The 13,671-nt window shown below is 40.5% G+C and carries 19 protein-coding genes; 5 read left to right on the plus strand and 14 right to left on the minus strand.

Annotated features, from left to right (window positions below; all coding sequences use genetic code 11):
* Positions 1-16: 16 nt before the first annotated feature.
* Positions 17-1,036 carry a GPR endopeptidase gene (gpr, locus tag DH10bf12_RS14545; protein WP_471735972.1) on the minus strand — a complete coding sequence of 340 codons (1,020 nt, stop codon included), beginning with the start codon at positions 1,034-1,036 and terminating at the stop codon, positions 17-19.
* A gap of 238 nt (positions 1,037-1,274) precedes the next feature.
* Here gpr and rpsT point away from each other — a divergent pair, with 238 nt between their 5' ends.
* Positions 1,275-1,529, plus strand: a complete 255-nt coding sequence (gene rpsT / locus DH10bf12_RS14550) for a 30S ribosomal protein S20 (protein WP_471735973.1) — start codon at positions 1,275-1,277, stop codon at positions 1,527-1,529.
* 33 nt (positions 1,530-1,562) lie between these two features.
* On the opposite strand, the gene holA is transcribed toward rpsT, so the two are convergent.
* Complete coding sequence (holA, locus tag DH10bf12_RS14555; RefSeq protein ID WP_471735974.1) at positions 1,563-2,588, minus strand: DNA polymerase III subunit delta; 1,026 nt, start codon at positions 2,586-2,588, stop codon at positions 1,563-1,565.
* 271 nt (positions 2,589-2,859) lie between these two features.
* On the opposite strand from holA, the gene DH10bf12_RS14560 reads away from it, so the two are divergent.
* On the plus strand, positions 2,860-2,994 hold the full coding sequence (locus DH10bf12_RS14560; RefSeq protein ID WP_404403994.1) for a YqzM family protein: 135 nt from the start codon (positions 2,860-2,862) through the stop codon (positions 2,992-2,994).
* A gap of 28 nt (positions 2,995-3,022) precedes the next feature.
* On the opposite strand, the gene DH10bf12_RS14565 is transcribed toward DH10bf12_RS14560, so the two are convergent.
* The 11 genes from DH10bf12_RS14565 to DH10bf12_RS14615 all read right to left on the minus strand — a co-directional run bounded on the left by DH10bf12_RS14565 (position 3,023) and on the right by DH10bf12_RS14615 (position 11,495).
* Positions 3,023-5,272 (minus strand): DNA internalization-related competence protein ComEC/Rec2, encoded by a 2,250-nt coding sequence (locus DH10bf12_RS14565; protein ID WP_471735975.1) that lies wholly within the window; start codon positions 5,270-5,272, stop codon positions 3,023-3,025.
* The gene (locus DH10bf12_RS14570; protein WP_471735976.1) at positions 5,269-5,748 is read right to left on the minus strand and encodes a ComE operon protein 2; all 480 of its coding nucleotides are present in this window, start codon (positions 5,746-5,748) and stop codon (positions 5,269-5,271) included. Before DH10bf12_RS14570 ends, DH10bf12_RS14565 begins: the two co-directional genes overlap by 4 nt.
* A gap of 55 nt (positions 5,749-5,803) precedes the next feature.
* Complete coding sequence (locus tag DH10bf12_RS14575; RefSeq protein ID WP_471735978.1) at positions 5,804-6,397, minus strand: helix-hairpin-helix domain-containing protein; 594 nt, start codon at positions 6,395-6,397, stop codon at positions 5,804-5,806.
* A gap of 92 nt (positions 6,398-6,489) precedes the next feature.
* Positions 6,490-7,233, minus strand: a complete 744-nt coding sequence (locus DH10bf12_RS14580; RefSeq protein WP_471735979.1) for a class I SAM-dependent DNA methyltransferase — start codon at positions 7,231-7,233, stop codon at positions 6,490-6,492.
* Positions 7,233-7,589 carry a ribosome silencing factor gene (rsfS, locus tag DH10bf12_RS14585; protein WP_471735980.1) on the minus strand — a complete coding sequence of 119 codons (357 nt, stop codon included), beginning with the start codon at positions 7,587-7,589 and terminating at the stop codon, positions 7,233-7,235. The genes DH10bf12_RS14580 and rsfS overlap by 1 nt, the downstream gene beginning before the upstream one ends.
* 2 nt (positions 7,590-7,591) lie before the next feature.
* Positions 7,592-8,155, minus strand: coding sequence for a bis(5'-nucleosyl)-tetraphosphatase (symmetrical) YqeK (gene yqeK / locus DH10bf12_RS14590; protein WP_471735981.1), 564 nt, complete (start codon positions 8,153-8,155; stop codon positions 7,592-7,594).
* Positions 8,145-8,717: a nicotinate-nucleotide adenylyltransferase gene (locus tag DH10bf12_RS14595; RefSeq protein ID WP_471735982.1), complete on the minus strand. Its 573-nt coding sequence runs from the start codon at positions 8,715-8,717 to the stop codon at positions 8,145-8,147. The genes yqeK and DH10bf12_RS14595 overlap by 11 nt, the downstream gene beginning before the upstream one ends.
* Positions 8,717-9,019 (minus strand): ribosome assembly RNA-binding protein YhbY, encoded by a 303-nt coding sequence (yhbY, locus tag DH10bf12_RS14600; RefSeq protein ID WP_471735983.1) that lies wholly within the window; start codon positions 9,017-9,019, stop codon positions 8,717-8,719. Before yhbY ends, DH10bf12_RS14595 begins: the two co-directional genes overlap by 1 nt.
* 4 nt (positions 9,020-9,023) lie before the next feature.
* Complete coding sequence (gene aroE / locus DH10bf12_RS14605; protein WP_471735984.1) at positions 9,024-9,851, minus strand: shikimate dehydrogenase; 828 nt, start codon at positions 9,849-9,851, stop codon at positions 9,024-9,026.
* A gap of 19 nt (positions 9,852-9,870) precedes the next feature.
* Positions 9,871-10,977, minus strand: a complete 1,107-nt coding sequence (yqeH, locus tag DH10bf12_RS14610; RefSeq protein ID WP_471735985.1) for a ribosome biogenesis GTPase YqeH — start codon at positions 10,975-10,977, stop codon at positions 9,871-9,873.
* On the minus strand, positions 10,974-11,495 hold the full coding sequence (locus DH10bf12_RS14615) for a YqeG family HAD IIIA-type phosphatase (RefSeq protein WP_471735986.1): 522 nt from the start codon (positions 11,493-11,495) through the stop codon (positions 10,974-10,976). Before DH10bf12_RS14615 ends, yqeH begins: the two co-directional genes overlap by 4 nt.
* Before the next feature lie 287 nt (positions 11,496-11,782).
* Here DH10bf12_RS14615 and sda point away from each other — a divergent pair, with 287 nt between their 5' ends.
* The 3 genes from sda to sigK all read left to right on the plus strand — a co-directional run bounded on the left by sda (position 11,783) and on the right by sigK (position 12,872).
* The gene (sda, locus tag DH10bf12_RS14620) at positions 11,783-11,899 is read left to right on the plus strand and encodes a sporulation histidine kinase inhibitor Sda (RefSeq protein ID WP_471735987.1); all 117 of its coding nucleotides are present in this window, start codon (positions 11,783-11,785) and stop codon (positions 11,897-11,899) included.
* A gap of 81 nt (positions 11,900-11,980) precedes the next feature.
* Positions 11,981-12,118, plus strand: coding sequence for a hypothetical protein (locus tag DH10bf12_RS14625; protein ID WP_471735988.1), 138 nt, complete (start codon positions 11,981-11,983; stop codon positions 12,116-12,118).
* A 64-nt stretch (positions 12,119-12,182) separates the two neighbouring features.
* A complete protein-coding gene (sigK, locus tag DH10bf12_RS14630) occupies positions 12,183-12,872 on the plus strand; it encodes an RNA polymerase sporulation sigma factor SigK (RefSeq protein WP_471735989.1) in 690 nt (229 codons plus the stop codon).
* On the opposite strand, the gene mtnN is transcribed toward sigK, so the two are convergent.
* Positions 12,869-13,561 (minus strand): 5'-methylthioadenosine/S-adenosylhomocysteine nucleosidase, encoded by a 693-nt coding sequence (mtnN, locus tag DH10bf12_RS14635; protein ID WP_471735990.1) that lies wholly within the window; start codon positions 13,559-13,561, stop codon positions 12,869-12,871. The two genes, sigK and mtnN, sit on opposite strands and share 4 nt — an antisense overlap.
* Between the last annotated feature and the right edge of the window lie 110 nt (positions 13,562-13,671).

Genomic DNA, 13,671 nt, shown 5'->3' on the forward strand with positions numbered 1-13,671 from the left:
TGCACACAATTTTTATTCAGAACGTTTCTTCAGGATGGTGCAATGCATGATCAATGGCCGAAGCCAGCATGTCTGACGCTTGTTTAATATAAAGATCTGTTTCTTTTGGGGTAACAATCAGGTTCTGCCCGATCGGGGACAGGATTTCTTTAAAGAGCTGCTGTTTTTCCTCATCAGATAATTCACCGATTACTCCAAGGTATGCACTTTTCTCCCTGGGACCCGCTATATTCTTATCCAGCTCTTCAATTGACGGCTTTGTCATTAGAAGGGCTGCCGGCTTCTGTTTCTGACTCTTCATTTTCATTGTTTTTTCGAAATACCCCAGCGCGTCATTGGTAATTGATGCAGCATCAACGACTGTTGGTATGCCGATCGCAATAACTGGAACCCCGAAAAGCTCACTGCTGATCTCCTGACGATTGTTCCCAACGCCAGCACCGGGATGTATGCCGGCTGATGATAACTGAACTGTTGTGTGAAGTCTTGAAGCGGATCTGGCTGCGAGCGCATCTATGATGATCACTGCTCCCGGCTTATACTGCTCAATCACACCTTTCAGGGTTGCGGCGGTTTCCATTCCTGTAAGCCCCATAACACCTGGCGCAAGGGCTGCAGTTCTTCTGAATCCTTCAACTGCATTTGGTTCAACTTCAAATAAATGATTGGTGACAAAAACCTTTCGGCAAACTTCCGGACCAAGCGCATCGGGAGTAATCTGCCAATTTCCGAGCCCTGCAATGAGTACCGGTGCTTCTTCACTGATTTGCTGTTTCAGTAGAAAAGATCTGATAACATGTGATAAAGCTGTAGATGCTTTTTCCACCCACTCCTCATTTTGCGTTCTCAACTGTGGAGCTTCAAAAGTCCAGTAATCTCCTGCTTTTTTTCCGGTAAAAGTTGATGCAGTCTGATCAACTTTTATTTTTTTTAACTTAAATTCATTGACCTCTTCCTCTTCAACAATCAGCTCATATTCCTTCTCAGCAGAAAGGGCTTCATAAGCCTCAAGCGCAAGATCTGTTCGAAAAGCCATCATGTCAACTCCCATCAGCATTTTTATTTAGGGTGTTTCAATGCTCATGTTCTATACGTTTATTCAAATATTTATTTTCGCTACTATTGCATTCTCTTTGCCTGTTTGATAAAATATCCCTTGTTCTTATGTAATTGAATCTAACCGGTTCCTTACGAGAAACCGTATGCCGTAAATGGCGTGAATCATGTTAATCGAGTTTTTAATAGTCCTCGATTCAGTTCGGGAGGTGACATAAATGCCAAACATTAAATCTGCTATCAAACGCACAAAGACAAATGCTGCTCGCAACGAAGCGAACATTCAGCAAAAATCATCTATGCGTACAGCGATCAAGCGTTTCGAAACTGCTGTTCAGAACGATTCTGACAACAAAACAGAATTGCTTTCAACTGCTGTAAAACAGCTTGACAAAGCTGCACAAAAAGGGCTTATTCACAAAAACAACGCAGACCGTCAAAAGTCTCGTCTAACGAAAAAGCTTAACGCATAATTTTTAAGCCGATGCTGCATGCATCGGCTTTTTTTATCGGCTTAGCGCCGGAAGCTTTGTCAGAAACATTTCAATAATCATATCTTTTCTTCCTGAAGAAGATTTCAGTGAAAGGTCACATTCAGCAAGCTCAAGCATAATTGTCTTTAGATGATCAGCTGAAAGCTTTGCGGCATGCTGACCGGCAAGCTTTACTCTGAATGGGTGAACTTTCAGCCTTGAAGCGATCTGCTGCTGACTGAACCCTTTTCCACTCATGTTTTTCACCTGATAGATCAGCCTGAACTGACCGCTTAAGAGCGCCAGCAGCTTCAGAGGCTCCTCTTTTTGCCTGATCAGGTCATGGTACAGTTCAATTGCATGCCCAGTGCGTCCATTCAATGTAAACTCAATCAAATCAAACACATTATTCTCAACAGACTTAGGTGTAAGCAGCACCACATCCTCATGCCTGATCACATCTGATCCACCGGCATATAAAGCTAACTTTTCGATTTCCCCTGCAAGCATAAAGAGATTGGTTCCCGCGAGCACTGTAAGTTTTTCAACCGCTTCATCTTCAATCTGAAGTCGGTGGTCAGCAACCTTACTTTTAATCCACCCCTTAATATCATTTACCGTTAATTTTTTGGCTTCAATGACAGCGGCATTTTTTTTCGTCAGCTTTGTAATTTTCTTCCGTTCGTCGAGTTTTTCTGAAGGCACATGAATAACAAGCACTGTATAAGGTGCAGGGGATGCAAGGTAAGCTTCAAGTACCTCAGTCGACTGTTTGATATCTTTTTTCTTTTCAGCAGTAAAAAACATTGCGCCCTCAATAAAAACCAGACGTTTTTCACCCATAAAAGGAAAAGATTCAGCATCTTCTATTGCAGCTTCAAGATTGGCATCGTCAGCCAGATCATGTAGAGAGAAATTAAAATCCATTTCTTCTTCTGAAATCACATGCTGAATTAACAGCTGTTTCGTCTCATGAAGCAGGTATTCTTCTTCACCGTACAATAAATAAACAGGCGCAAGCTGCCCTTTTTTTATTGCGTTCCATTCTTTGATTATCAAATAAATCCGCCTCACTTTTATATGTATCACCACCATTGTATAGGAAATCTCACTCCCTATACAACAGTGGAAAGGGCAGAGTGAATCTGCCTTATATAAACACTGAGAAGCCGGGCCCGGGTCACCGCCTTTTCAGTTGTTTGTGCGTAGTATTTGTATCAATTTATGAATTATTTGTGATAAGCTGTTTAATGTAAAAGATTTTAAATGGTAACTATGGATTTTTCTAAAACGATGCACTATACTGAAAATGTATATAGGAGGGGTAACCATGAATGAATTCGAACAAAATGTTCAATCGAAACGAAACGACCTGATTGATTCCGGCGTAGCATTTATTGTATCATTTGGATTTTTCGCTGCATTATTCACAGTTGGAACAATCATCTCAGTCGTGGGATCCTAACTTTTTTGAAGAGCCTTTATGGCTCTTTTTATTTTTCAATATTATATGGTGCTGCAACATCAAAAGTGCCATCATCCCCTGTAAAAGTATACCTGACAGCACCATTTACCGAAGTCACGTATACTTCAGCCCCCTCAAGTCTTTTTATTACAGCAGGATGCGGATGGCCATACATGTTATTCTTACCTGCTGAAATGATGGCATATTCAGGTTTTGCAATATCTAAAAATGCTTGCGTGGAAGAAGAGTTACTTCCGTGATGCGCTACCTTCAAAACGTCGATATCTTCAAATTCATCTGACATCTCTATTTCAGTTTCCTTTTCGATATCTCCAGTAAAAAGCCACTTCTTCCCACCTATATCTGCCTGCAACACTAAGGATGCATTATTCCCTTCATGATGATCACCCGGTGTGATCAATTTAAATTTATTTCCCCCGACCTCCCAGCTTGCAGTCTCTTTTATTTCTTTAACGGGTGTTCCATCCCGTACGAAAGCTTCAAGTAAAGTCCTCATTTCTTCTTTATCAGCAGAGCCGTCACTTGTCCACACTTCTTTTATTGACAGTTCTTTTAATAAGTCCTGTGCCCCGCCAATATGATCCCAGTCATGATGTGTCAATATCAGCAGGTCAATTGTGGAGATGCCCATACTTTTCAAATAAGGCAGTACAATTTTTTCACCAACAGAAAAACGATCATCAGCTTCTCCGAAATGAACCTGGCCACCTGTGTCAATCAGATAATTCCCCTGATTAAACGGGAGCTGAATTAGGATACTATCTCCTTGACCTACGCTGATAAACGTAATGCTTCCTTTGGGATTTACATAAATCGAACCGATCATATACACTATCACAACAATCAGACAGCAGCCTGCCAGTTTGAACTTATTTTTTTCAAATAAGCTTAGCATCCCGATTAATCCGGTACTCAATATGATCAATTTGAGGATAGATGGCTTACCTGAAATCAGTACTGAACGTTTAATATCTGAAATGAGTGCTGAGAGATGTTCCACAGGAGAAATCAGAGCCGCAGGGACCATTGCTGCAAAAATCGCGGTGTCCATCGAAAGAAATGACAGGAGATAAATAAAAATAAATGAAGGAAGAATAATCAGCGTATACAGAGGCACATAAATCAGATTCATGAAAAAGGAGGATAGAGATAGTTCATAGAAATGCCACAGAATGATTGGTAAAGCACCAAGCTGGGCCACTGTAGTAACCATCAGAAGACTTACTATTTTATTTTGAAATTTTAAGATCCTGCCAGAAGAAAGCGCAAGTGTGAAACTGACTGCATAACTCAGCTGAAACCCTGCATTGACAAGCTCTAGAGGAAACAAAAATAAATGGAGCACAAACACAGTGCTCAGAATATGTAGCAGTGGCAGCCTTACAAATAAGTACTGAAGGCTCAACCCCAAAAGAACCATTCCAACAGCTCTTAAAACAGGCGGTGCAGCACCAGCCATTACTGCGTAAAAAGGCAAAATAATAAATAGACTCATTCGGATCGTTTCTTTCGTCAGGCCTGCTCTTAACAGGACTTTCCAAAGAAAGAAAGTAATCATTCCAACATGCATGCCTGAAATAGCGAGGAGATGAATGACACCTAAGCGCTGATACATTCTAATCTGTTCTTCTTCCATCAGATTGCGGTCTCCAAACAGCAACGCGCCTGCAATTCCTTTTATATGATCCGGAAAAATCTCTTCTGTCCTTGCAGTCCCCTGATAGCGCAAGTCCATTAATAATGAGTAGAAAGACTTTTTTACAGGGATACAATTTGTAACATTATGTACTCTGAATATCCAATGTATGTTTTCATAGTACAGATATCGTTTATAATCAAATGCATTAAAATTTTCGGCGGGATTCGGTGACAGGAGTTCGCCCTCCCAGCTACATGTACTGTTAGCCGGGGCTATATTGATCAGACCCTGGTGCACCTCAGGTATAGTGATCATCAGTTTTTCTGTACCATGCAGCGCTACAGCACGTTTGTTCTCGTCTCCGGTAAATGGGGTTAACATATAGAGAGTTAAAGTAGATTGATCGGGAGAAATTGAAGTTTGAAGGGTTTGAAGCTGGTGGTCTGTCTGAAAATAAAACAGCATACTGATCATAGCTGATACAAAGAGAATTAAGATGCTTGAAGACTTTAGAAAATAAAAGAGAAACAGAAGAATGATAAAGGGGATCGTATCCGGATGAAATGCCCCCGCTGCACCTGCGAGGGCTGCGGGGACACTGTAGAGTATCAGCTTCAATTCACTCTTCCCTGTGTGGCGGGAGAAATAAGCTGTTCGATTGATGACGGGTCAAAAGGGACACACTCGGTTTGTACACCTGACTGCTCAAGAAGCTCGATCGCATATGGATGATTTTTATAATCACTCGCATAATAGATTTTTGAAATCCCCGCCTGAATGATGGCTTTTGTACACTGCAGACATGGGAAATGTGTGACATACATACTGGCACCCTCAGTTGCTGCACCAAACTTTGCACATTGCAATAAAGCATTCATTTCAGCGTGAATTGTACGCACACAGTGGTTATCAATCACGTAGCAACCTTCGTCAATACAATGTGTGCCTCCTTTAATTGAACCATTATATCCCCCTGCAATGATGCGTTGTTCCCGCACAATCGTCGCTCCTACTGTCAGCCTCGTACAGGTACTTCTAAGGGCTAGCAAATGACTTTGTGCCATAAAATACTGATTCCAGGAAATTCTGTTCATCGTTAACGCCTCCTGACAGCTGCTGCTGTTAATTTTGCTCGGTTTCAGTTTGAAATCAATAAGTACTGATCGACTCTTTCAATTTTTCAAACGTTTTTTCGCCTATCCCTGAAATATTCATGATTTCCTCAATCGATTGAAATTGACCATGCTCTTCCCTGTACTGGATAATAGCCGTTGCTTTTGCCGGTCCGATACCAGGAATAGTTTCAAGCTCTGATTGGGTGGCAATGTTAATATTTATTGTATCAGATTGCACGAGCTGGTTTCCTGTTAATTCAGAAGAAATTGCAGGGACCATAATGACCATTTCATCCTGCAGTTTTTGCGCCATATTTACTGCAGCCATGTCAGCCTCCGGAAGTTCCCCACCGGCTTTTTGAATGAGATCAATGACCCTGTCTCCAATTTTCATTTTATAGACGCCTTCATGTTTCACTTCTCCTTTCACATCTACAAAAATATCAGGATCAGCTACCAAAGCTGAATCATCGTCATTTTCATTGATCAGGATTGTCTCCTCATGGAGCGGACTTTCAACAGGAACAGAACTTTGAGTGGTCTGATGAAACAGGAAAAAACAGAAGAGTATGAGGAGAGGGATAAAAATAAAGAGGGGTTTTTGATGCGTTTTGACCCAAATTAACATAAAACAGTCCTCCATAATCCAGCAGATAACTGTCAGAAGATTACATTCATTATATTATGACGGGACAAAAAGTCAATAAAAAACACGAAGAGTTATCTCTTCGTGCATGTAAAAAATATTCGCTCGCTTAATTCATCAGGTTGTGTCTCATTAAAATCAGCAGTAACAGTCTCCACTTTAAAACCTGCTTCAACAAGCCATTTTTTATATTGTTCTACCGGGAATGTCCGCTGTTTATGAAATTCATCAAATCTTGAATAAAGATTTTCTTCTTCTTTAATAAAGAAAGTCAGCTCATGCTCAGCGCTATTCTCATATTCTCCTTCAAATGAATTCCAGATATAAGCTGCTTCACCATCATCATATGAATAAGTCTGCCCTGCAAAAAGTTCGTTTACTTTATACAAAGAATGAACGTCAAACATAAAAACGCCATCGTTTGATAGCAGGTCATACATTCTTTTAAATGTCTGCTGAACCACCTCTTCAGTTTCGAGGTAATTCACTGAATCACAAAAAATTGTAATCAGATCAAATTCACCAAGATCCCGGGCCTCAGACATGTCCATCTTGAAAAATCTGATTGCCTGTCCTGCTTCCATTGCTTTTTGCTGTGCCATTGAAAGCATAGATTCTGAGAGATCGATCCCGACCGTTTCAAAACCGGCGATTGAAGCTTTTACAGTCCATTCACCAGTCCCACAGCCCACATCAAGCAGTTTCATGCCTTCAACCTTAAATACTTCTTTCTGACGAATCAAAAAGCTCATCCACTCATCATAAGGAACGTCGCTCATTAGCCTGTCGTAGACATAAGCAAACTGATCGTAAGCCATTAGCTGATGTTGCTCGTCATATCTTCAATCTGAGCGTCTCCCCAAAGCTTTTCAAGTTTGTAATAATCTCTTTCATCACGATGGAATACATGTACAATGACACTGCCAAGGTCAACTAAAACCCATCTCGCCTCATCGTAACCTTCCAGACGTTTTACATTAAAGCCTTCTTCTTCAGCGCGATCCTTAACTTCTTTAGCGATCGCCTGAACCTGCTTATCAGAGTTACCATGACAGATTACAAAATAATCTGCAATGAGTGAAATCCCCCGCATATTTAAAGCGACAATATCTTCTGCTCTCTTGTCATCAGCCGCATTATATGCAAGTGATAATAATTCGTTTTCTTTTGTCATGCTCACTTCTCCTTTTGAACGTATTCATTGTAGCTTGCTAGTGTATCAGGAAATACCGGCTGGCTTTTACTGATTAAAAATTCAATGGATTGTTTTAATGCGATTTTCATTGCTTTATCCAAATCCTTTGCCGCAACTTCACGCACATTCTCTACACCGTTGAACGTTCTGCCCGGTTCTATATAATCGGCAATATAAATAATTTTTTCTAATTTACTCATATTTGTTCTGCCAGTCGTGTGATACCTGATGGCATTGAGAACATCTTCGTTTGAAATACGAAGCTTTTCCCTGGCAAAAACCGCGCCAACAGGTGCATGCCAGAGCTCATGATGAAAGTCCAGCAGCACGGGATCAAGCTGATGATCAATAATGACATCTCTCATTTCATTTTTATCATGAAATTTAGCCATGTCATGAAGCGCAGCAGCGATACCTGCATCCTCTATACTTGCATCATGTTTTTCAGCAAGTGAACAAGCAGCTTCTATCACACCGAGTGTATGAATATATCTTTTTTCAGGGAGTATATCTTTGACAATCTGCTTAGCCTGTTCAAGATTCATAGAGCCCCTCCTCTAAAATATACGTATAGGCTTTTTCAGGAATTAAAAATCTGCAATCCTGTTTTTCCGCCAGCCGTTTTCTTAGCATTGTAGAAGAAAGCTCTACTACCGGGCCTTTAATCATCATGACTTCCTCTTGATGGTCGCTTGTGTAACCAGGTCTTTCAAACCCTACAAATGTGATGATTTTTTTCAGTTCTTCTATACGATGCCAGGTTGATAGTGATTTAATCATATCACCGCCGATGATAAAGAAGAAATCTGTATCCGGCTCCTGATGTGTAAACTGAGACATTGTATCAAAGCTGTATGATTTTCCTTCTCTTAATACCTCAGCCAGCTCCAGCTTGAAATAAGGAACACCAGCTATACATTTTTCAATCAGTCTGCACCTCTCTTCGGCACTTGTCTGACCGGAAATATCTTTATGCGGTGGCATGGCGTTTGGCATAAACCTCACTTCATCCAGGTTAAGGGCATGGTAAGCTTCGTTCGCCATGATTAAATGAGCGATATGGACAGGGTCAAAGGTTCCACCCATGATTCCAACGCGCTTTTTCATTACTTTCGCGCTTTCGGCAATTCGATTTTTTTGTTTTCACGTGATTCTTTATATAAAACGATTGTATGCCCGATTAATTGAACAAGTTCAGCTTTCGCACCTTTAGAAAGTGCTTTCGCTACGTCGTCTTTATCCTGTTCACAATTTTGAAGGATGCTGACTTTAATTAATTCCCTGACCTCCAAAGCCTCAGATATCTGTTTAATCATATTATCATTTACGCCGCCTTTCCCTACCTGAAAAATCGGCGATAAGTGATGTGCTTCTGCTCGTAAAAACCTTTTTTGTTTACCTGTTAACATATTTTCACTCCTGATTCATTTTATCTGTCATTTTTATGATCATTTCAGCTGCATCCGGCTCTCTTAACGTCCACATTTTAAAAGCAAGAGCACCCTGAAAGACAAACATGCCGATCCCGTTTAACGAATCGGCCCCGGCTGATTCAGCCTTTAGTAAAAATTGTGTCCTTAAAGGATTATAGATGATATCTGCTGCGAGTGCCCCTTTTTTCATAAAAGAGGTATCAATTGGCAGCTGATGAATGTCGGGGAACATGCCTACGGATGTTGTATTAATTACAATGTCATAATCCCCGAGCTGTTTTTGTGCTTCATTCAGGTCTATACCATCACCTGTAAGCCCAAGCGTATTAACAAGCGATAGAGCTTTTGCTGATGTGCGGTTAGCAATCGAGACCTGGTTTGCTCCAAAAGATTTAAGTGAGCCTGTGATTCCTTTGGCAGCTCCGCCAGCTCCTAAGATTAAAATACGCGCTTGTCTGATTTCAGCCCCGGAGCGTTTTGTTAGTAGGGATTGTAAAAACCCGTCCCCATCCGTGTTATAGCCTGTACATTTTCCGTTCTTGATTAGTACAGTGTTTACAGCGCCCAGCTCATTTGCTGCATCATCAATGTCATCCAGGTACTGAATGACATTTTCCTTATGCGGGATCGTGACATTAAACCCTGTATAATTATTTTCCTTAAAGAAATTAATCTTCTGTTCAAGCTGATCAGGAGAAACTTCTATTGCTTCATAATGCCCGTCAATATTTAACTCATTCAGCCACATGTTATGCATGAATGGCGATTTTGAGTGGCGAATTGGATAGCCAATCACTGCAAGCTTCATAAAAGGTTCCTCCTGCTGTTTATATTAACGATTTTCTGATAATCGCGCTGACGCCTTCTGGTACATATGCTGCAATTTTTGCTCCAGGCTCATTAATCGTAATCCAGCCAAGTCCCGAGAAGACAATATCAGTTTTACTTTCTCTGATCGTAAATTCCTGCCTTTTTAATGGAGGAAATGATTCAAGGTCTTCCGCTCTCGGTGGTGATAGCATATCACCTGCATGACGCTCATACAGCTCATCTGCTTTCTCAAGCTTAGTCCGGTGGATTTCAAGATCATTGGAGAAGTAACATGTAAAAGAGTTCCTTCCGCCACTGATGAAGTCAAAACGCGCGAGCCCGGCGATGAATAATGTCTGTTCCTGATTCAATTGAAATACTTTGGGTTTTAATTCCTTTTTAGGCAGGACTTTTTTCAAATCCTTTTTGTTGATGACATGGGCCATTTGATCCCTGTTAATAATACCTGGAGTGTCAATAATTGCCTTACCATCATCAAGTGGTATTTCAATCATATCCAGCGTAGTCCCCGGAAATTGGGAAGTCGTAATAATATCCTGCTCTCCGGTTACCTCTTTAATAATACGATTGATCAATGTTGATTTGCCCACATTGGTACAACCGACCACATAAACATCACGCCCGTTTCGTTCGCGGTCAATCGCCTGAAGGACGTCCTGAATATGATGCCCTTTATCAGCACTGCATAAAAGCACATCAACCGGCTTCAATCCCATTTGACTTGCCTCATATTTCATCCAGTTAATGAGTTTGTTTGTTTTAACCGATTTAGGGAGAACATCCGCTTTATTACCGATCAGCAATACCGGATTTTTTCCTACGAACCGGTGAAGGCCTGTCAGAAAACTCCCGTTAAAATCTGAAATATCCACAACTTTTACTATGAGCGCATCAGCCTGTCCAAGCCCATTCAGGATCTTAAGAAAGTCATCATCAGTTAAAGACACATCCTGCACTTCGTTATAATGTTTCAGCTTAAAGCAGCGCTGGCATATGATTTGTTCTCTTTCCAGACTTGAAGGCGGTGCATATCCAAGGCCTTCTTTATCGGTCGTTTGTATTTCAACTCCACATCCGATACACGTTAACTTTTCTTCGCTCACTTTTTATCCTCCCACTGGATCATGTTTTTTCTTTTGAAGAAATTCAGCAGTCTTCTCTCGATGATGCGATTGAATTTAGTAAAGAAACCGTCAGTTTTTGCTACTGGCACGACCAGAATGGTATATAGCTTATTTAAATTACCGCCCAGTACATCTGTCATTAACTGATCACCAATGACTACAGTTTCATCTTTCTTCACATTCATATCTCTAATTGCCCGTCTGAATGCACGGCCCATTGGCTTTCTTGCATGATAAATAAATGGCACCCCGATTGGATCAGAAAAGGCCTCTACTCTTAATTGGTTGTTATTTGAAACGATCGTGACAAGAATGCCTTCTTTTTGCATGCCTTCGAGCCATTCGATCAGCTTCGGTGTTGCGTTTTTACGATCCCACTCTACTAAAGTGTTATCCAAATCAGTAATAATTGCTTTTATCCCCTGCTCTTTTAATTTTGCAGGTGTTATCTCAAACACGCTATCAACGTATTCATTAGGCAAAAATAGTTTTATCATTGTTCCCCACCTCTTCACTTCAAGTCTATATCATACATCATCTGACAGGTTAGTTCAAAATGAATCTTTAACAGATTTCATTACTATATTCGTTCGACAAATATCGTGCCACAGATTTTCTGTGGATAACTATATAAACATAAAGATTACTGCTGTTATTAAGTATGTAACCTTTATTCACAACTTTTACACAGGTTATTCACTATAGCCTGTGGATAACAGAACACTTGTTCTTTCCCGCTTCCTCTGATATCTTTTTATTATGGAACTTTGAAAGGGGTACGATCATGGACAAGTTATCACTTGAAGCATTAATTAAGGCATATGAAGCTGCAAAAGAAAAAAAGCTTTCTGAAGACTTTCTTCAGTTACTTGAAATGGAAATTTTTAAAAAAGGGCATTAAATTTTCACAGTAGCTAAATTCCATGCTTAAGGGTAAAATAAAATAAAGAGTTCTGAAAATTCGAAAACAGGAGGACTTATCATGAGAGTAACTGTGATCTGTCCAGGCTGTCATGGAATCGGCTCTGTGAAAAAAGTCCGGGTATTGAAGCGGAAATGCAGTGAATGCCAAGGGTCAGGAAAAATCAGCAAAACAATTACTGAATATAAGATGAATTAATGGGACTGGCAAGTTTTCTGTTTTTTTTCATACGGTGTAATAACCGGTGAAAGGAGGAGAAAGCTTGTCAATTTTTTTATTATTATCAGCTCTGGTTGACCTACCTGCTCTAACAGGCTACTTTAAGCAGAATGCCTTCCCTGAACCTTTGAGTAAAGAGGATGAAAAAAAAGCGATTCTTGCACTTCAAAACGGCAGTGATGATGCTAAAAGATTGTTAATTGAACATAACCTGAGATTAGTAGCACATATTATTAAAAAATTTGAGAATACCGGCGAAACGACTGAAGATTTAATATCAATCGGCACAATCGGCTTAATTAAAGCGATTGACAGTTACTCATATGATAAAGGGACAAAGCTGGCAACATATGCTGCCAGATGTATTGAAAATGAAGTACTGATGTTTCTCAGATCTCTTAAAAAGACAAAAAAAGATATCTCACTCCATGACCCAATCGGAGAGGATAAGGATGGAAATGCCATCAGTCTGATCGACGTGCTGCAGAGCGAGGAGGAAGAGCTAGACGAGGTAATTGCACAGAAAATGAATGGCGAAAAAATCAGGCGCTTTGTCACAAAGCTCGATGAACGTGAACGTGAAGTGATCAGTGCAAGGTTTGGCATTAATGGAGAAGAAGAAAAAACGCAGCGGGAGATTGCCAAAGAGCTCGGCATCTCGAGAAGCTACGTTTCGCGAATTGAAAAAAGAGCGCTGATGAAGCTCTTTCATCATTTTGACGAGGAGGCTTAAAGTTCCTCTGTGATTTTAATGATCAGGTTAGCCGAGTTAACGGCAGCTGTTTTTAAATACTGATCAAAGGATAGGTGAGACTCTTTTCCTGCAATATCAGAAAGCGAACGTATAATGACAAATGGCACTTCGTATTGATGAGCTACCTGAGCAATTGCAGCGGCTTCCATCTCAAGCGCCTGCAGATTTTCGAATCTTCCCTGCAGTGCCTCAACCCGTTTTGGGTCGTTCATAAATGAATCTCCTGTCGCAATCAGACCGGAGACAGATTTAATCTCTCGAATGGATTCTGCACATTTCAAAGCTGTTTCTCTAAGCTTATCATCAGCTTCAAAGGCTGCCGGCATACCCGGTACCTGTCCATACTCATAATTAAAAGCCGTCACATCTACGTCATGATGACGTACATCTTTTGAAATCACAACATCACCAACATTCAGTGCAGGATCAAAACCGCCTGCAGATCCTGTATTAATGATGACATCGGGCTGATAGCGTTCCATTAAAATGGTTGTAGTCATAGCAGCGTTCACTTTCCCAATTCCGCTTTTAACGAGTACGACCTCTTTTTGTTTTAATTGTCCAGTTGTGAATTCACTATTTGCAATTGTTTCTGTCTGAACATTTTCCATGCCTGATCGAAGTGACTCTACTTCTTCTTCCATCGCACCGATAATACCAATTTTCATCAAAATCCCTGCCTTCTGTATTCAATCTCAAAACTGATTTGAACTTACCATAGTGGCTATAAAAGATCAATGAAGGCGTGATATAATGGATAGACTTTGTTAAGGGTGGC

The sequence above is a fragment of the Jeotgalibacillus sp. 10bf12 genome, assembly GCF_055597105.1.